This is a genomic window from Sinimarinibacterium flocculans (assembly GCF_003201205.1).
GTDB classification, from domain to species: domain Bacteria; phylum Pseudomonadota; class Gammaproteobacteria; order Nevskiales; family Nevskiaceae; genus Solimonas; species Solimonas flocculans.
The window spans coordinates 439,334-457,360 of the sequence record NZ_QICN01000002.1; the positions used below are offsets into that span (position 1 = coordinate 439,334).

The window sequence follows — 18,027 nt, forward strand, 5'->3', positions numbered from 1 at the left end:
ACCTGCCCCCGCAAGCGACCGACCCTCTCCCCCCCGCCCCGATTACGGCAACTCGAACAAGCCCGCCGCCCCCATGCCGCCGCCGATGCACATCGTCACGACGACGTGCCTGACGCCGCGGCGGCGCCCCTCGATCAGCGCATGCATGACCATGCGCGCCCCCGACATGCCGAACGGATGGCCGATCGCGATCGCGCCGCCATCCACATTGAGCCTGTCCTGCGGGATGCCGAGCGTGTCGCGGCAGTACAGCACCTGGCTCGCGAAGGCCTCGTTGAGTTCCCACAGACCGATGTCCGCCACCTTGAGTCCATGCTGCGCGAGCAGCTTCGGCACCGCGTAGACCGGCCCGATGCCCATCTCGTCCGGCTTGCAGCCGGCGACGGCGATGCCGCGATAGATGCCCAGCGGCCTCAGCCCGCGGTCCTGCGCCGTCTTGCCGCTCATCACCACCACGGCCGCCGCGCCATCCGACAGCTGCGAGGCGTTGCCGGCGGTGATGAACTGGCCTTCCTTGACGAAATGGCCGTTCTTCCACACCGGCTTGAGTGCATTCAGGCCTTCGAGCGTGGTCTCGGCGCGATTGCCCTCGTCCTTGCCCAGGGTCACCGACTGCTTGCCGGTCGGATGGCCTTCCTTGTCGTAGAGCTGCCTGTCGACGGTGATCGGCACGATCTCGTCGTCGTAGCGACCGGCGGCCTGCGCCGCGGCGGTGCGCTGCTGGCTGTGCAGGCTGTATTCGTCCTGCGCGGCACGCGAGATCTTGTAGCGCTCGGCGACGATCTCCGCCGTCTCGATCATCTGGATGTACGCCGTCGGCGCCGCCGCAAGCACCGCGTCGGAAACGAAGCGGTAGCTGTTCTTGTGCTTGTTCTGCACCAGCGAGATCGACTCCAGACCGCCGGCGACGACGATGTCCTGCTCGCCGGCGAGGATGTTCTTGGCGGCGAAGCCGATCGCCATCAGCCCCGAGCCGCACTGGCGGTCGAGGGTCATGCCCGGCACGGACTCCGGCAGGCCACCGGTATAGGCGCACAGCCGGCCGAGGTTGTAGGCCTGCGTGCCCTGCTGCGCGGCGCAGCCGAGGATGACGTCGTCGACCTCCTTCGGATCGATGCCGGCGCGCGCCACCGCGTGCCTGACCACATGGCCGCCGAGCACCGGCGCCTCGGTGTCGTTGAACGCGCCGCGATAGGCCTTGCCGATGCCGGTGCGGGCGACGGAAACGATGACAGCTTGATTCATGGCAGGTTCTGGCCGTGCGGGCTGGACGATGACCGCGTGCATCGCCCGAGGCGCGCACGACGGTCCGCCTAAGCTATGCGGGGCGGCCGCGCCCCGCTTCATTCAAAAGTAGTAGCGCGAAATCGTGTCGACGACGCAGGCCGGCTTGGCCTCGTTCTCGATCTCGACGGTCAGGCGCAAGGTCGACTGCAGGCCACCGTCCCTAGCGCGCTCCACCGCCACCAGTTCGCCACGACCGCGGATGCGCGCGCCAACGCGCACCGGCGCCGGAAAGCGCACCTTGTCGCAGCCGTAGTTCACGCCCATCTTCATGTTGCGCACCTCGATCAGCTGCGGCATGAAGCGCGCTGCCAGCGACAAGGTGAGATAACCGTGTGCGACGCAGGCGCCGAAGGGGCCGTCCTTGGCCTTGACCGGATCGACGTGGATCCATTGATGGTCGTCGGTCGCGTCGGCGAACAGGTTCACGCGCTCCTGCGTGACCGGCATCCACTCGGTGACGCCGAGGTCGCGGCCGACTGCGGCCAGCAGGGCATCTGCTGAATCGAAGACGATGGGCATGTCAGGCTCTCTGGCTGGAGGCGGAAATCACTTCGCCAACGAGGTAGGACGCATAGTCCGAAGCGAGGAACACCATCACGTTGGCGATCTCCCAGGCCTCGGCGCCGCGGCCGAAGGCTTCGCGGCTGGCCAGCTGCGTCAACAGCTCCTCGGGCGCGCTCTTGCGCAGATGGTCGTGGAACACGATCGACGGCGACACCGCGTTGATGCGCACGCCGAACTCGGCGGCTTCCAGCGCCGCGCAGCGCGTCAGCGCCATCACCCCGGCCTTGGCCGCGGCGTAGTGCGCCTGCTCGGTCTGCGCGCGCCAGCCGAGCACCGAGGCGTTGTTGACGATTGCGCCGCGCCCGCGCGGCTGCATCTTGCGCAGCATCGCGCGGGTCATGCGGAAGGTGCCGTTGAGGGTCACGTCGAGGACGCGCAGCCACTCTTCGTCGCTCATGTCGACGATGCGCTGGCTGCCGCCAAGGCCGGCGTTGTTGATCAGCACGTCGACGCCGCCGAGCCTGTCCTCGGCCATGTCGACCAGCGCCTGGACCTCGGCCTCCTGCGTGACGTTGCAGACCTGGCCGTGGATCACGGCCTGCGGAAACTCCTTCGCCAGCGCCTGCGCGGCCTCCGCGGTGCGGCGCGGATGCATGTCCGACAGCACCAGGCCGCGCGCACCTTCCTCGAGGCAGCGCTTCGCCGTCGAGAAACCGATGCCGGCGCCGGCCGCCGCGGTGATCAGCACGGACCTGCCGGCCAGCAGGCCATGCGGCGGCACATAGGACGGCGGCGGAACGACGATTCGACTCATGCGGGCTCCTTGGCAGGCCCGCAGTGTGCGCACCCGGGCCGGGCCCGGCTTCGCCCGGAAGGACGAGGCCGCCGCCGCTCGTCCGCGGCCGCGCGGTCGCGGGTACCTGCTACGGCTTCACCGCCCAGCGGCGGACGCCGGCGTCGCCGACGGTGATCAGCTCGCCGTTGCCGAGCACGAGCAGGTCGGCGAAGGCCGTCGCCTCGATCGACATCGCCGCGGCGCCGGCCGGCGCCTCACCGTTTTCCAGCGCCTGCAGTTGCAGCTCGCGGGCGGTGCCGTCCGCCGCGACGCCGATCACCGATGCGTTGAAACCGGCGAGCGCGTACCCGTCGCCGCGCTCGGCGATGCCGAACACGGACTGCTCGGAGCCGGTTTCGATGCGTTCCCACGCGCCGGCAGCGACATCCGCGCAGCGGAAACTGTTGCCGCGCAGGCCACCGACGATGGCGCCGTGCTCACCGTAAGGACGCACGGCGAACAGAGAACCCTCGTACGGAAACTCGCCGCGTTCCCAGGTCTGGCCCTCGTCCTGGGATGTCGCGATCAGGCCGGCCTCGCCGACGATGAGCAGCCGGCCATCATTCAGGCGCGCGATCGCGTTGAGGTGCATGCCTTCCTCGGTCAGCACGTTCTCGGCGGCCGCCCAGGTCTCGCCGCCGTCGGCACTGGTCAGCAGCGTGCCGTAGGCGCCCAGCGCGAGGCCGCGCCGGCTGTCGAGGAACATCACGGCGAGCAAGGCCTCACCGGCCGCATCGAAGTGGCGGATGGCCCAGGTCTCGCCGCCATCCGTGGTCTTGAGCACGGTCGCATCGTGGCCCACGGCCCAGCCGGTCTGCGCATCGAGGAACGCGACCTGGGTCAGCAGGCTGCTGACCGGCGACGCAACCTGCCGCCAGCGCGCGCCGTCGTCGTCGGACAGCAGGATGTGTCCGCGCGCACCGACCGCGACCAGCCGCTGCGCGCCGGCACGGGTGATCGCGGTGAGCAGGCTCTGCTCGGCGCGTGGCGCGATCTCGGCCGGCATCGGCGTGGCCTCGGCCGCTGTCGCGGCAGGGCCGCCGACGCTGCAGGCCAGCAGCAACGCGTGCGCGAACAGGTGGGGGACTCTCATCGGCGGGGCCTTCTTAGAACTGCAGCTTGAGGAAGAAACCGAGATTGTCCCGGTCGCGATACACGTTGTTGCTGCCGGCGCCGAAGAAGCTGTTGTACGCGATGGTGAACGCGAACGCCTTCTCGTAGCGCGTCTCGAGCAGGAAGTTCAGCGACTTGCGTCCTTCGACGAAATTGCCCGCCGGCCCCGGCGCATTGCCCTGCAGATCGTGCTGCCAGATGAACAGCGGCTGCACACTGATGCCCGGCAGCACCGACTCGTAGCTGATGCGTCCGACGATGCGGTAGCCCCAAGAGAATTCGTCGGCAAAGGCGTCGCGTCGCGCCTGGAACGGATTGAAGCGCAGGCCGTCCGGGCCGACCGAGCAGCTTGGATTGGTCGAGCAGGCAAGCCGTGAACCGTCGGCGCCGCTGCCGTCGGCGCCGGCGCTGGCGTGGGTCGTGGTGTAGGCGGGGCCTTCAATCTGCAGCTCGTCGAAGTCCGGCATGTTGAGCACGTGCGTGGCGGCGACCTCGTAGATCAGGATCACCTGGTCGGCGCCGATCCAGTTCTCGGAGGTGCCGAGCACGCGCGTCGCGCCGAGGTTGTACTGCGCGACCTTGCCCGGAATCCAGCCCTGGATATAGCTGTTCGGCGGCGTCTCGCCGACCGCGACGCCGCGGTACGGCATGATGAAGTTCGGGAATGAACGCGCCGAACCGGGTGCTGCGCCGACGGCGAGATTGATGGTGTCGGGATACGGATTGACGTAGTCGTCATCCGTACCGACGTTGAAGTCATTGTTCTCGTAGACCACATAGTTGCCGTTTTCGTCGAAACCGAGGCCTGCGCGCGCACCGGCGCAGCCGAGCGATGCGTCGTGGCAGCGCGTCAACGTCGGACCGAAGGCGGCGAAGGCCAGATCGATGACCGCCACCTGCAAGGGTACGTTGGGACGGTACGAAATCTCGCCCTGGAACGAGTACTCGCCAAAGGTCGTCGTGAAGTCCACACCGAACATGCGCAGGTCTTCCGGATACTCGATCTGGATGCGCGCCGAGTCGAACGGCACCGCGCTGGACTGCGGCTGACCTGGACGCGGCAGCAGCAAACTGCCGAGTCCACGCAATACGGTCGGCAGATCGAGACTGACGCCCAGATCGCCGAGCACGGCCGGCCGCTGCAACAGCAGCGACGTGAAGTCGGTGAGGAAGGCGGCGTTGCCAGCGACCGGCAGGTTGGGGCAGGCCTCGAGGAACTCCAGAGAGTTGGTTGCGTCGATCTGCCGTGTGTTGCCTTCGCGGCGCGCACAGCTCGCATCGGTGGAGTAGAAACTCACGTATGGCAGCTTCGAGTGGTAGTTCATCGCATAGAAGCCGAACTCGGTGCCGTTATTGATCTCGTCCGAGTAGAACTTCAGCGAGATGCCGTACTGGCCCGAGTCGCTGGCCTCATTGTCCGGCAGACGCGGAATCGTCAGCGACGTCGGCGTGATCAGCGTCAGCGGATTGTCGAGCGGGTTGCCGACCATGTCCGGATCGTCGGCCGAACCACCGAAGGCCGCGTTGACGCTGCCGCGCAGATTGTCGGTGCCCAAATCGGCGAAGGACATGAAGCTGCCCGGCGTCGGAATCTCGATCGGCGCCCACTCGAACTGGTAATAGGCCTCCAGCGTCAGGCCCTGCGCGACCTCGGTGCTGGCGCGCACCATGCCGACCGGCACGAACAGCTCCTCGAGCAGGCCGAAGCCGAGGCGGTACAGCGAGTTCGCGTTGACCGGCTGTGCCTGGTTGACGCTGTTGACGACGGCCACCGTGCTCTGACCCCAGTTCACGGTCTGGCGGCCGATGCGGAAGGTCACGTCGCGCGTGCCATCAGCGTAGGGAATGCTGCCGAAGAAGTTGACGTCGAGCAGGTCGTAGCGCAGGCCGATCTCGCGCGCCTCCGCCTCGTCGCGATCGGCGCGTACCACACCGCCGGTGCCGTAGACGCGCGGGAAGTAGCGGTTGGCCGCGGCATCGTCGGTGATGCCGACCTGGCCGGCATTCTCGGCCGTGATCTTGTTCGGGCTGAAGGTCTCGAAGTCGTGGTAGTTCACCGGGTCGTAGATGCCGATGCCACGCAGGAAGATGCCGTAGTTGCCGAACAGGAAACGGAAGTCCTGGCTGATCTTCAGCGGTGCCTGGGTGATGTCGCCGCGCGCATAGTTCAGGTTGCCGTCGTCGAAGTTGATCGACGCCATGCCTGGCGCCATCACCAGCCGCTCTGCCGGATGGGTCTGCGTGCGATGCAGGCCCTGGCAGGACTGGAACGCGCCGGCACAGACATCGGGGTCGAGATTCGACTTGCCGATGAGGTCCGCCGCCGGATCCTGCAGGCGCCACGACGCGCCGAAGGTGACGGTGTTGTTGAGCACCGCATCGATCCGCTCACCGAACAGATCGAAGCTGTACTCCAGGGCCGAGGCCGGCCCGCTCACGCCCAGGGCCAGTGCGCATGCCGCGCAGCCAGCCAGCGTCTTGATGCTGCTCATGTGTCGTGTTCTCCCGGAACTGCGCTTCGCACCGGAACCGGCGTGCGGTCGGATGCCCGCACGCCGGTCCCCTTCTTGGATCGCGGATGGCTTACTTCGACGCGCGGTTCTGCACGGTATTGGCTTCGAAGTAGTTGGCCGGATAGGTCGCCGTGCCGTCGTACGGCTGGTCTTCGTTGTTCATCGCGGTGACGAAGTAGCGACCCGAATTGAAGTGATAGATCACTTCCGGCTGCGTCGTGTGCACGAGCAGGTTGTAGTAGCTGACCAGGTGGCCTTCCTGGAACTGCATCAGCTGGCCCTGCTGGTCGTAGTTGTCAATCGCGACCACGGTCCAGGTGTCCTCGTCGATGTAGAAGCGGCGGCTCTTGAAGGTGTGCCGCATGTCCGGCTTGTTCTCGGCCTCGACCACCCAGACGCGGTGCAGCTCGTAGCGCGGCAGATCGGCGTTCAGGTGGTTCGGCTGCGCCATGTCGGCGTACTTCACCGCCGGACCGGCGAGCTTGTTGGCGTTGTACGGCACGTACATCTCGCGCTTGCCGACCAGCTTCCACGAGAAGCGCTCGAGCACGCCGTTGTACATGTCGACCTGGTCGTAGAACTGGTGACCGTCGGTGCCCTCGTAGGGGTTGTCGCAGCACACCGCCGGGGCACGGCGGATGCGCTTGAGCGCCGGTGCGTACAGCCACGCCGAACGGCCCTCGGTGCCGAAGCCGGCCTTCTCGTGCACGAGGATGTAGGTGCCGGCGATACGCGGCGGCGACAGCGTTTCCGACAGGTAACGCAGGAAGTCGGTGCCCGGCTTGAGTTCGTCCGGCGGGTTCTTCTCGATGTTCGCGTAGTTGAAGGTCACGTCCTCGACGATGCGCGTCACCGAGAACTTGCCGTCCTGCTGGACGATCATCTGGTTGTTGAAGCGGCGGACGTCGGAGCCGCGGAACTTCACGCGATGATTCCAGATCGGCTCGGCGCCGCTCTTCGGGATCGGGAACGGGAAGCCGACATAGGCGCCGCTGGGGTTGTCGACGCCCTCGAGCTTGGCGCGCGTGGCGTTCTTGACGGTCTCGTCGAGCACCTTCTGCGGGTAGGTGGCGAGACGGTGCGACGGATAGACGTTGAGCTTGTAGGTCTGCGGATAACGCCGCAGCAGTTCCTTGTGGCCCTCGGTCAGCTTGCTCTCGTACTGCGCCATGTTCTGCGCGTTGATCGTGAACAGCGGCTTGTCGCCGTCGATCGCGGGGTTGTTCGGGAACACGCCCTTGCGCGCCTCGCCGGTGCGCTGCGCCGCCGGCTTCCACTCGGGGATGGTGCCGTCGGCATTGCCGGCGCGCTCGGCGCCGACCGGGGTCAGATCCTTGCCGAGCCTGGCGGCCTCTTCGGCGGAGACGCCGGCGGCCGCGAGGCCGGGCGCCATGACCAGCGCCAGGGTCAGCGCCGTTCGCGTGAATGTCGTCTTGTCCATGATGTGCTCACTCCAGGGGTTGCAGTGCCGACAGCGCGCCGGCGGTTTCGTGAAGAACGCTCGCGCGTCGTGTCAGCTGAAGACCTCGCGCTGCGAGGGCGGCAGGCGCGCGTCGTCGCGCACCGGCGCGCCCGGCGGCACCTTGAGCAGGAACGCCGCGAACGCCGGCAGCAGCACCGCCGCGGCAATCGCGTTGGCGAAGAACATCAGCGTCAGCAGGATGCCCATGTCGACCTGGAACTGAAGGTCGGAGAACATCCAGGTGCATACCGTCGCGCCCAGTGTCAGCGCCGTGAAGATCACCGCCTTGCCGGTCTGGTGCAGGGTGTTGCGATAGGCCTCGCGCAGCTGCATGCGCTTCTGCAGCACGTTCTCCTCGAGCACGCTGTAGATGTAGATGCCGTAGTCGACGCCGATGCCGGCGGCGAAGGCGGCGACGGCGATGTTGGAGAACTTGACGCCGATCTCCAGCCACACCATCACCGCGTACGACACGATGTGCACCAGCGCCAGCGGCACCAGCACGCAGATCAGGCCGGCGATGCTGCGGAACGACAGCGCGACGCAGACACCGATGCCGAGGAACAGCCACAGCAGCACCGTGTATTCGGTCTGCTTGATGACGTCGTTGACCGCGGCCATGACGCCGACGTTGCCGGTCGCGAGCTTGAACTGCACCGGCGCATCGGCCGGCTGCTCGTCGATGAAGCGGTTGATCGACGCGATGATGTGGTCGATGGTCTCGGCCTTGTGGTCCTGCGTGAAGATCAGCACCGGCATCGCGCTGCAGTCTTCGTTGAGCAGGCCGGTCGAGCTCGGGAACGGCTGCACCGTGACGACGAGCACGCCGCTGTCGCGCGGCAGCGTGTTGAACTTCGGATTGGCTTCGTTGTAGCTGTTGTAGACGCGTTGCTGCAGCTTGGGCAGCGACAGCGTCGACTGCACGCCGGCGGTGTTCTCCATGCGCCACGCGAAGCGGTCCATCTGCGAAACGATGCCGTGGTCGATGCAGCCGTCGGCCTTGCCCTCGGCGACCACCTTGAGCACGTCGACACCGATCGAGAAGTCCTGGACGATGCGCGAGGAATCGAGGTTGTAGCGTGCGTCCGGACGCAGCTCCGGCACGCCGTCGTGCAGCTCGCCGATCTTCAGGTCCTGCGCGATCCACTGGCCCGTCGCCCACAGCGCCACGCCGCCCATCAGCACCACGGCCGCGACCGGCTTGAGGGTGATCGCCGACAGCAGGTTCCACACCGGCTTGAGGTGCTGGTCGCGGCGATGCTGGTAGTCGCGGAAGCGCTGCGGGTTCTTCAGCGTCGCGAAGGTCAGCAGGCACGGCAGCAGCACCTTCTTGCACAGCACGATCGCGATCAGGCCGAACATCGCGTTGGCCGCCATCTCGCGGATGATGTCGATCGGGATCAGGAACAGCGTGCCGAAGCCGACGAAGTTGGTCGCCAGCGCCGAGATGCCGGGAATCACCAGCCGGCGGTAGGTGGCGACCGCGGCGTCGAAGGCGCCGAGCCCGTTGTCGGCCGACTCGTTGAGCCAGAAGTTGGTGATCTGGATGCCGTGCGAGGTACTGATCGCGAGCACGATGAACGGCATCAGCACGGCGAACGGATCGAGACCGAAGCCGAACAGGTGCAGCAGCCCAAGCTCCCAGACCACCGCGAGCAGGCCGCACAAGGTCGGCAGCGTCGCGACGAGGAACGAACCGCAGTACCAGGCCAGCAGCAGCCAGACCAGGAACACGGTCAGCCCGAAGAAGCTGAACACTTCCACCGTGCTGTCGGCGATGTCGCCGACCGCCTTGGTGAAGCCGATGATGTGGATGTCGACGCCCGGGTTGTAATCCGGGTTGTCGAGCTCGACGACCTCGACCTGCGCACCGCGCAGCGTGGTGGTGGGACTCGACGCGTCGGTCGGATCGAGCGGCACCTCCAGCGCCTTGAAGCGGAACAGCGGCCCGCGCTCGTCGCTGTAGACGGTGCGCACCACCGCACCGGCTTCGAACGGCGCGCTGGCCTCGCGCAGGCGGTACTCGAACAGCCGCGGGCTGGTGAAGCGCTGGCGGATGTCCTCGAGGCGATGCGCGGTCTTGATGTAGTCGAGCTTCTCGCCGGTGACCGGGTGCCGCTCGAGCAGTTCGGCAAACACCATCGCGCCGGTCTGGTCGTTGGCGATCAGGCGGCCGATGATGCCGGCCTTCTCGATATTGGAGCGCACCCGCGCGATCATCTCCGGCGTCGGCGTGAAATCGGCCGGCACCACGTTGCCGCCCTGGAAGCCGCCTTCGACGACCTCGAGGTAGCGCACGTCGGGCGTGAAGATCGAGCTGACGCGCGAGCGGTCCATGCCCGGCGTGAAGAACACCGCCTGCGTCAGTTGGCGCAGCGTGGCCATGAACGCCGGGTCGTAGATGTCGCCCTGCTTCTGCGTCAGCGCGACCAGCGTGGTGTTGGCGCCACCGAACTCGCGCTCGTACTGCTTGTAGATCTGGATGTACGGATGCTGCAGCGGAATCTGCTTCTCGAAGCCGGCGTCGATGCGCAGATGCGTCGCCTGCCAGCCGAGCACCGCCGTGATCAGCGCGAGCACCCACAGGGTGACCCAGCGGCGGCTGAAAATCAGCGGTTCGGTCAGGCGTACGAAGGCCTGCGCGAACGCGCTACGTGAATCGTGCATGCGGTGTCCTCTTGATCCTGCGCGGGTCGTTGCAGATCGGTGGTTCAGGCGCGACGGATCGCGATGAAGTCCGGCTTGTCGCGCACCGCGCAATGCGGGCACGACCAGTCATCCGGCAGGCTCGCCCAGGGCGTGCCGGGCGGGTAGCCCTCCTGCGGGCAACCTGCAGCGGCGTCGTAGACGTAACTGCAGTTCGGACACTGGTGCGGCGCGTCGGCCGTGCGCGGCGTCGCCGCGCCGCTGGCCGCTTCGGCGGTGGCCGTGGCGGTCGGTCGCGCGGCGGCGGTGCTGCCCATCCAGCGCCGCAGCAGCTGCTCGCGGCGCGGCGGATGCAGGTTGGCGCGGGTCAGGTCGCCGCCGTGGTGGCGCACCACGAGCGGGTCCATCAGCCGGAACCACAGCGGCGGCAGATAGGCGATCAGCAGCATCGACGCATAGCCGGACGGCAGCTGCGGGCTGTCGTCGAAGCTGCGCAGGCTCTGGTAGCGGCGCGTCGGGTTGGCGTGGTGGTCGGAGTGGCGTTGCAGCTGGTACAGCAACAGGTTGGTCACGACATGGTTGCTGTTCCACGAGTGGCGCGGCTGGCAGCGCTCGTACCGACCGTTGGCATCCTTGAGGCGCAACAGGCCGTAATGCTCCAGGTAGTTCACGACCTCCAGCAGCGAAGCACCGTAGGCGGCCTGCGCGACGAGGAACAGCAGCGCCCACGGGCCGAGCCACAGGCTCACCGCGCCGAACAGCACCAGCGTCATCGCCCAGGCCTGCAGGATCTCGTTGTGCTGCGAGAACACCGGCTTGCGGTCGCGCTGCAGGCGCGTGCGCTCGATGTGCCAAGCCGAGCGCACGCTGCCGATCACCGTGCGCGGCAGGAAGGCCCAGAAGGTCTCGCCCATGCGCGAGCTGGCCGGGTCTTCCGGCGTCGCGACGTGCTTGTGGTGGCCCTTGTTGTGCTCGATGAAGAAATGACCATAGGCCACCGGTGCCAGCGTGATCTTGGCGAGCCAGCGTTCGAGCGGGTTGGTCTTGTGGCCGAGTTCGTGCGCGGTGTTGATGCCCACGCCATTGATCACGCCGACCGCGATGACCAGGCCGATCAGCTCCCACCACGCGTAGCCGCCGCTGACCGCGAGCCAGGCGCCGAACAAGGTCACGGCGTACTGGGTCGGGATATAGGCGATCACGATGCGGCGGTAATAGCGGTCCGCTTCGAGGGCGGGCACGGCGCGCTCGGGGGCATTGACCGGATCGGTGCCGATCAGCCGGTCGAGCAGCGGCACGATGCCGTAGAACACGAACGGCACGGCCCAGAACCACAGCCCTGTACCGCTCAGGTACGCGAGCAGCAGCGCCACCAGCGACATCGCCGGCAGGGCGGGACTCAGCAGCCACCAATATCGCTTGCCATCCGTCCACGCCGTGCCGTCCGGCAGCGTGGCGGTGATCACATTGTTCATGTTTGCTCCTCGAACGCGCCACCATGCTGCGCGGCGACGCCGTGTCGAGCCTGTCATAATCGGACATTAAACTGTCATAATGCGACATGCAGCGAACTTCCGGCAGCCCCAACAAGCAGCTCCTGGTGCCCGCGCGCTACTACGTGCGGCTGGCGGAAATCCTGCCGCGCCAGGGCATCGACCTGCGTGCCGTCCTGCAGACGCTGGGGCTGCCGGAGGCCGACCTGCAACAGCCCGACGCGCGCATCGCCTTCGCCGACGTCGACCGGCTGGTCACGCACATCGTCAAGGCCGGCGCGCATTCGGAGACCGGCTTCGAGCTCGGCAAGCTGCTGTCGGTCAGCACGCACAGCGTCGTCGGCTTCGGCATGCTCAGCAGCGCAACCCTGGAGGGTTCGCTGCGCTTCGTCGCGCGCTACTTCCGCCTGGTGATGCCGAGCTTTCGCATGCGCTACAGCAGCGGCAGCGACCGCAGCGAACTGCTGTTCACGCCGGTGGTCGCGATGAGCCGCGCCTGCCTGAACTTCCATCTCGAAGCGATCGCGATCGCCGCGCTGCGCGATGCCGAGGACCTGGTCAGCGGCCGTCGCCCGCCGTGCCGGTTGACCTTGTCGATTCCCGAACCCGCACACGTGCGCCGCTACCGCGCCCTGCGCGATGTCGAATGCCGCTTCGGCGCCGAGTCCGGCCCGTTCGTGAAACTGGAGTTCTTCGGCAACCTGCGCGCGATTCCGTTGCTGCTGTCCGATCCGAATGCGCTGCAGGTCGCGGAGGAGCGCTGTCGCGCGCTGGTGCACCAGGTCACCGGCGTGCGCCGCTTCTCCGAGTGGGTGACGATGACGATCCGCGAGATGGGCGACGGCGTGCCGACGCTGCAGGAGCTGTCGAAGATGCTCAACCTGACGACGCGCACGCTCAACCGCTATCTGGAACGCGAAGGCACCTGCTACCGCGATCTCGCCGGCAGCGTCCGCTTCGAGCTCGCCTGCGAGCGCCTCGCCGCCGGCAACATGAGCGTCACCGAGATCGCCTACTCGCTCGGCTTCCACGACTCCGCCAACTTCGCCCGCGCGTTCCGCGCGAAGGCAGGCTGCACGCCGAGCGAGTACCGACGCCGCTTCGGCGCCGCCGAGAGCCGCTGATCAGCCGGCCGGCCGCGGCTCGCGCGGCATGCCCAGGCCGCGCTCGGCAATCAGGTTGAGCTGGATCTCGTTGGTGCCGGCATAGATGGTGTCGGCACGCGAGAAGAAGAACATCTGCTGCAACGGGCGCACGTCCGGATCGTCCGACATCACGCTGCCCTCGGCACCGAGCACGTCCATCGCCAGTTCGCCAAGGTCGCGGTGCCAGTTCGACCAGTAATACTTGTAGATCAGCGCCTCGCGGCGCAGGCCGATTTGCCCACCGGACAACATGCGCAGCGCGTTGTAGCGCATCACGCGCAACCCGCACCAGGCCTGCGCGATGCGCGCGCGGATCGCCGCGTCGTTCGCCCGGCCGTTGCGCTTCGCCGCCTTGATGATCAGCTCCAGCTCGTGCGCGAAGTGCATCTGCTGGCCCAGCGTCGATACGCCGCGCTCGACCTCGAGCAGGCCCATCGCCACCTTCCAGCCCTCGCCCGGCTGGCCGACGAGGTGATCGGCCTGCGCGACGGCACCGTCGAAGTAGACCTCGTTGAACTCGGCGCCACCGCTGATCTGGCGGATCGGCCGGATCTCGATGCCCGGCTGATCCAGCGGCATCAGCAGGAAGGCGAGGCCCTTGTTGCCCTTGCTGCCGGGCTCGCAGCGCGCGATCACGAAGATCCAGTCGGACTCGTGCGCGAGCGAGGTCCAGATCTTCTGGCCCTGCACCCGCCAGGAGCCGTCGGCTTCCTGCCAGCAACGCGTCTGCACGTTGGCCAGATCGGAACCGGCGCCCGGCTCCGAATAGCCCTGCGCCCAGTATTCGCGACCGGCGACGATCTCCGGCAGGAAGCGCTGCTGCTGCGCCGGCGTGCCGAACTGGATCAGTGCCGGACCGATCAGTCCCTCGCCGATATGACCCATGCGCCCCGGCCCCCCGGCACGGGCGTATTCCTCATGGAAGATCACCTGCTGCTCGATCGACAGGCCACGCCCGCCGTGCTCGCGCGGCCAGCCGACACAGGTCCAGCCGCCCGAGGCCAGCTCGCGTTCCCAGCGCTTGCGCAGCGCCGGCTCATGCTCCTCGTCGCCGGGACCGCCGCGGAACTTCAGCGCGGCGAAGTCTCCGCTCAGGTGCTCGCGCATCCACTGCGCCACCTCGACGCGGAACGCTTCGTCGGCTGCGGTCGGCTCGAGATTCATGCCGCGTCGTCCAGCAGGGCGTCGGCGAGCTCGGCGCGCAGGCGCTCGGCATTGCCGAACCAGTTCGCCGCCGCCTGTGCACGCTTGAAGTAGAGCTGCGGGTCGTACTCCCAGGTGAAGCCGACACCGCCGTGCAACTGGATCGCCTCCTGCGCACAGTAGAACGCGGCATCTACCGCGAGCAGGCGCGCCATGATGCATTCCATCGCCAGTTGCCGCGTTTCGACGCGACCCGCGGCGCAGGCTGCGGCCCCATGGACCGCCGACCGCAGCGCTTCGATCTTCACCATCATCTGCGCGCAGCGGTGCTTGACCGCCTGGAAGCCGCCGACGACGCGCCCGAACTGCTTGCGGGTGGCGGTGTAGTCGACGGTAAGGTCCAGGCACTGCTGCGCGCAGCCGAGCTGCTCGGCCGCCAGGTACAGACGCAGCAGCGAGGCCGCTCGCGACAGTCCGTCGTCGATGCGCGCGGCACTGTCGAGCCGCTGTGCCCCGGCTGCCGCGAACCGCACGGCGGCAAAGCGCCGCGTCCGGTCCCAGGTTGGCAGGGGGTTCAATTCGACGCCCGTCGCCGCGCGCTCCACCGCGAACAGGCCGAGCCCGCTGTCGGTCTCGGCAAACACCAGCAGCACATCGGCGGTGGCGCCATCGGCGACCTGCGCCGCGACGCCATCGAGCCGCCAGCGATCGCCGTCGGCCCGCGCCTGGATCGCCTGCGCATGCGTGGCCCAGTCGCCGACATCGCCGTACAGCGGCATGCCCATCGCGATCTCACCGGCGGCGATGCGCGGCAGCCACTGCGCGCAGGCCGGCTCGCTGCCGATCTCGGCAATCACCGTGGCCGCGGCACACACCGTCGCAAAGAACGGCGAGCACAGCAGTCGACGGCCGGCCTGTTCCTGGATCAGCGCCAGCTCGACCGGCCCCAGCCCGAGCCCGCCGTGGGCTTCCGCAATCGCGACCCCGCACCATCCGAGCTCGCTGCCGATGCGTTGCCAGACCTCGCGGTCGAAGCCGTTTTCCGAATCCATGGCCCGACGCACGGCCGCCGAATCGCTGACGTCGCCGAGAAAGCTCTCGGCGGCATCGCGGATCATGGTCTGGTCGTCGGTGAGCGCGAAGTCCATGCGGGGATTATCCGCGGCCCGGACCGGCGCCCTCATCATCCGATGGCATTAGGGCGCGACGAGGTGCTCGGCCAGCACAGCCCGCTCCGCGTCATCGAGTTCGACGGCGCGGCGGCTATGGCCATCGATGCGGGCGAACACCGTCACCACCGTGGCTGCGCAGGTCTCGCCGTGGAAGATGCCGAGGCCGAGCGTGAACGAGCGTCGCCCGATGTGTAGCGTGCGCACGCCGATGCGCAGCTCCGCCGGATAGTGCAGCTCGCGGCGGTAGTCGATCTCCAGGCGAACGATCACGCTGTGCCGGTCGGCGTCCATCCGCCACAGGCCGGTATGCCGCAAGAACGCCGCGCGACCGCTCTCGGCGTACGTGGCGTAGGCCTTGTTGTTGACGTGACCGATCAGGTCGAGATCGGCGAAACGCACGATCTCCGGCACCCAGTAGCGGTAGGCCGCGGGGTCGGTTGCATCCGCGACCGGCGCCGACGCGCCTTCGCTCACGTACCGTAGACCTTCTGCGGCGCGGGGGTCTCGCCGATCAGGGCGTCGACGACGTCGGTGAGTTCCGCCGGATTCCAGCGTGCGCCCTTGTCGCGGACCTGTCCGGTCCGCCAGCCGTCGGCAACCGAGAGCTTGCCGCCCTCGACCTCGAACACGCGGCCGGTGACGTGCACCGACAGCGGGCTGCACAGCCACACCACGAGCGGTGCCACGTTCTCCGGCGCGTAGTGGTCGAAGCCGCCGTCCTCCGGCTTCTTCATCATGGCGCCGAAGACCGGTTCGGTCATGCCGGTGCGCGCAGCCGGCGCCAGGGCATTCACGGTGACGCCGTAGCGGCGCAGCTCCGCCGCCTGCACCAGCGTCAGCGTGGCGATGCCGCCCTTGGCCGCCGCGTAGTTGCTCTGGCCGACCGAGCCCTGCAGGCCGGCACCGGAGCTGGTGTTGATGATGCGCGCGTCGACCTTCTGTCCCGCCTTGGACTGGTCGCGCCAGCGGTGCACCAGATGGCTGGCGATGCAGAAGTGGCCTTTCAGATGCACCTTGATGACCAGGTCCCAGTCTTCTTCGCTCAGCGACGCGAACATGCGGTCACGGACGATGCCGGCGTTGTTGACGACGCCGTGCACGTCGCCGAAGGCGCTGACGCCGGCCTGCACGATGCGCGCCGCGCCGTCCATCGAAGTGATGTCGTCGCTGCTCGCAACGGCCTGGCCGCCGGCCTTGCGGATCTCGTCGACGACCGCGGCGGCGGCATCGGCCTTGATGTCGTTGACGACGACGCCGGCGCCCTCGGCGGCGAGCGCCATTGCGTAGGCACGCCCGAGACCGGCGCCCGCACCGGTGACGATGATGCTGCGGTTGTTGCAGATGCTCATGGACCAAACCCTCGAAACGCTCCTGACTTCCCTCTCCCGCAGGCGGGAGAAGGACCGAGGGAGAGGGCGGTCGGCGAACCGCGACGCGCTGCGCGCGCCCTCTCCCGCCCCGTTCGGGGCACCCTCTCCCGCAAGCGGGAGAGGGGACTAAAAAACTTACAGCCGCTCGATGATCGTGACGTTGGCGACGCCGCCGCCTTCGCACATCGTCTGCAGGCCGTAGCGGCCGTTCGAGCGTTCCAGCTCGTGCAGCAAGGTCGTCATCAGCTTGACGCCGGTGGCGCCGAGCGGATGCGACAGCGCGATCGCGCCGCCGTTGACGTTGGTCTTCGCGTGCGGATAGCCGGTTTCCTTGAGCCAGGACAGCGGCACCGGCGCGAAGGCCTCGTTGATCTCGACGAGGTCGATGTCGTCGAGCGACATGCCGGCCTTCTTCATCGCGACGCGCGTCGCCGGAATCGGCGCGCTGAGCATCATGATCGGATCGTCGCTGTAGACGCTCATGTGGTGGATGCGCGCACGCGGGGTCAGACCGTACTGCTTGAGCGCCTTCTCGGAGACGATCAGCATCGCCGACGCGCCGTCGCCGGTCTGGCTCGACACCGCCGCGGTGATCGTGCCGCCCGGCGCGAGCGGTTCGAGCGTAGCCATCTGCTCGAGCGAGGTATCGCGCACGGTCTCGTCCATCTTCAGGCCCGCGGTCTCGACCAGCTCGCGGTCGAAACGTCCTTCCTTCTGCGCCTGCCGGGCACGACGATGCGATTCGAGTGCGAAACGCTCCATGTCCTCGCGCGAGATTTCCCACTTCTTGGCCATCATCTGCGCGCCGTGGAACTGCGAGACCGGCTCGTCGCCGAAGCGCTCGACCCAGCCCTTGGAGCCGGAGAACGGATCGGCGAAGCCCAGCGGCTTCGCGGCGATCATCGCCGAGCCGATCGGGATCTGCGTCATCGTCTGCACGCCGCCGGCGACGACGACATCCTGCGTGCCCGACATCACTGCCTGGGCAGCGAAGTGCACCGCCTGCTGCGACGAGCCGCACTGGCGGTCAATGGTGACGCCCGGCACGTGCAGCGGCAGGCCCGCGGCCAGCCAGCTGCTGCGTGCGATGTTGCCGGCCAGCGGACCGATGGCATCGAGACAGCCGAAGATCACGTCGTCGTAGGCCTCTGCGGGGACGGCGTTGCGCGCGACCAGGGTCTTGAGCACGTGGGCACCCAGATCGGCGCCGTGCATGTGCGCCAGGCTGCCCTTGCGCTTGCCGGTGGGGGTTCGCAGGGCATCGACGATATAGGCTTCGGCCATGTCAGTTCTCGGGGGTTGCGGTTGAGGGTCTGTATTGTAGGAGCGCCTTCAGGCGCGACG

At 67.7% G+C, this 18,027-nt stretch carries 14 protein-coding genes; 1 reads left to right on the top strand and 13 read right to left on the bottom strand.

All coding sequences use genetic code 11. The annotated features are described in order from the left end of the window. Nucleotides 1-42 precede the first annotated feature (42 nt). The 8 genes from C8D93_RS05795 to C8D93_RS21340 all read right to left on the bottom strand — a co-directional run bounded on the left by C8D93_RS05795 (nt 43) and on the right by C8D93_RS21340 (nt 11,835). On the bottom strand, nt 43-1,245 hold the full coding sequence (locus C8D93_RS05795; protein ID WP_110264205.1) for an acetyl-CoA C-acyltransferase: 1,203 nt from the start codon (nt 1,243-1,245) through the stop codon (nt 43-45). Between the two features lie 102 nt (nt 1,246-1,347). Continuing rightward, a complete protein-coding gene (locus C8D93_RS05800; protein ID WP_110264206.1) occupies nt 1,348-1,806 on the bottom strand; it encodes a MaoC family dehydratase in 459 nt (152 codons plus the stop codon). Between the two features lies 1 nt (nt 1,807). After that, the gene (locus C8D93_RS05805) at nt 1,808-2,605 is read right to left on the bottom strand and encodes an SDR family oxidoreductase (RefSeq protein WP_110264207.1); all 798 of its coding nucleotides are present in this window, start codon (nt 2,603-2,605) and stop codon (nt 1,808-1,810) included. Between the two features lie 109 nt (nt 2,606-2,714). Further along, nucleotides 2,715-3,719, bottom strand: coding sequence for a WD40/YVTN/BNR-like repeat-containing protein (locus C8D93_RS05810; protein ID WP_110264208.1), 1,005 nt, complete (start codon nt 3,717-3,719; stop codon nt 2,715-2,717). 13 nt (nt 3,720-3,732) lie between these two features. Further along, on the bottom strand, nt 3,733-6,231 hold the full coding sequence (locus C8D93_RS05815; RefSeq protein WP_110264209.1) for a DUF1302 family protein: 2,499 nt from the start codon (nt 6,229-6,231) through the stop codon (nt 3,733-3,735). 91 nt (nt 6,232-6,322) lie between these two features. Then, on the bottom strand, nt 6,323-7,693 hold the full coding sequence (locus tag C8D93_RS05820) for a DUF1329 domain-containing protein (RefSeq protein ID WP_110264210.1): 1,371 nt from the start codon (nt 7,691-7,693) through the stop codon (nt 6,323-6,325). A 72-nt stretch (nt 7,694-7,765) separates the two neighbouring features. After that, entirely contained in the window at nt 7,766-10,381 is a 2,616-nt protein-coding gene (locus tag C8D93_RS05825) for an efflux RND transporter permease subunit (protein ID WP_110264211.1), read from the bottom strand. 44 nt (nt 10,382-10,425) lie between these two features. Next, on the bottom strand, nt 10,426-11,835 hold the full coding sequence (locus C8D93_RS21340; RefSeq protein ID WP_110264212.1) for a fatty acid desaturase: 1,410 nt from the start codon (nt 11,833-11,835) through the stop codon (nt 10,426-10,428). 86 nt (nt 11,836-11,921) lie between these two features. On the opposite strand from C8D93_RS21340, the gene C8D93_RS05835 reads away from it, so the two are divergent. Further along, nucleotides 11,922-12,977 (top strand): AraC family transcriptional regulator, encoded by a 1,056-nt coding sequence (locus C8D93_RS05835; RefSeq protein WP_110264213.1) that lies wholly within the window; start codon nt 11,922-11,924, stop codon nt 12,975-12,977. On the opposite strand, the gene C8D93_RS05840 is transcribed toward C8D93_RS05835, so the two are convergent. The 5 genes from C8D93_RS05840 to C8D93_RS05860 all read right to left on the bottom strand — a co-directional run bounded on the left by C8D93_RS05840 (nt 12,978) and on the right by C8D93_RS05860 (nt 17,967). Then, nucleotides 12,978-14,162, bottom strand: coding sequence for an acyl-CoA dehydrogenase family protein (locus tag C8D93_RS05840; RefSeq protein WP_110264214.1), 1,185 nt, complete (start codon nt 14,160-14,162; stop codon nt 12,978-12,980). It lies immediately after the preceding gene. Beyond that, complete coding sequence (locus C8D93_RS05845) at nt 14,159-15,289, bottom strand: acyl-CoA dehydrogenase family protein (protein WP_110264215.1); 1,131 nt, start codon at nt 15,287-15,289, stop codon at nt 14,159-14,161. The genes C8D93_RS05840 and C8D93_RS05845 overlap by 4 nt, the downstream gene beginning before the upstream one ends. A 48-nt stretch (nt 15,290-15,337) precedes the next feature. After that, nucleotides 15,338-15,787, bottom strand: a complete 450-nt coding sequence (locus C8D93_RS05850) for an acyl-CoA thioesterase (protein ID WP_170123918.1) — start codon at nt 15,785-15,787, stop codon at nt 15,338-15,340. Then, on the bottom strand, nt 15,784-16,662 hold the full coding sequence (locus C8D93_RS05855) for an SDR family oxidoreductase (RefSeq protein ID WP_110264217.1): 879 nt from the start codon (nt 16,660-16,662) through the stop codon (nt 15,784-15,786). Before C8D93_RS05855 ends, C8D93_RS05850 begins: the two co-directional genes overlap by 4 nt. 156 nt (nt 16,663-16,818) lie before the next feature. Then, nucleotides 16,819-17,967 (bottom strand): acetyl-CoA C-acetyltransferase, encoded by a 1,149-nt coding sequence (locus C8D93_RS05860; protein WP_110264218.1) that lies wholly within the window; start codon nt 17,965-17,967, stop codon nt 16,819-16,821. Nucleotides 17,968-18,027: the final 60 nt, after the last annotated feature.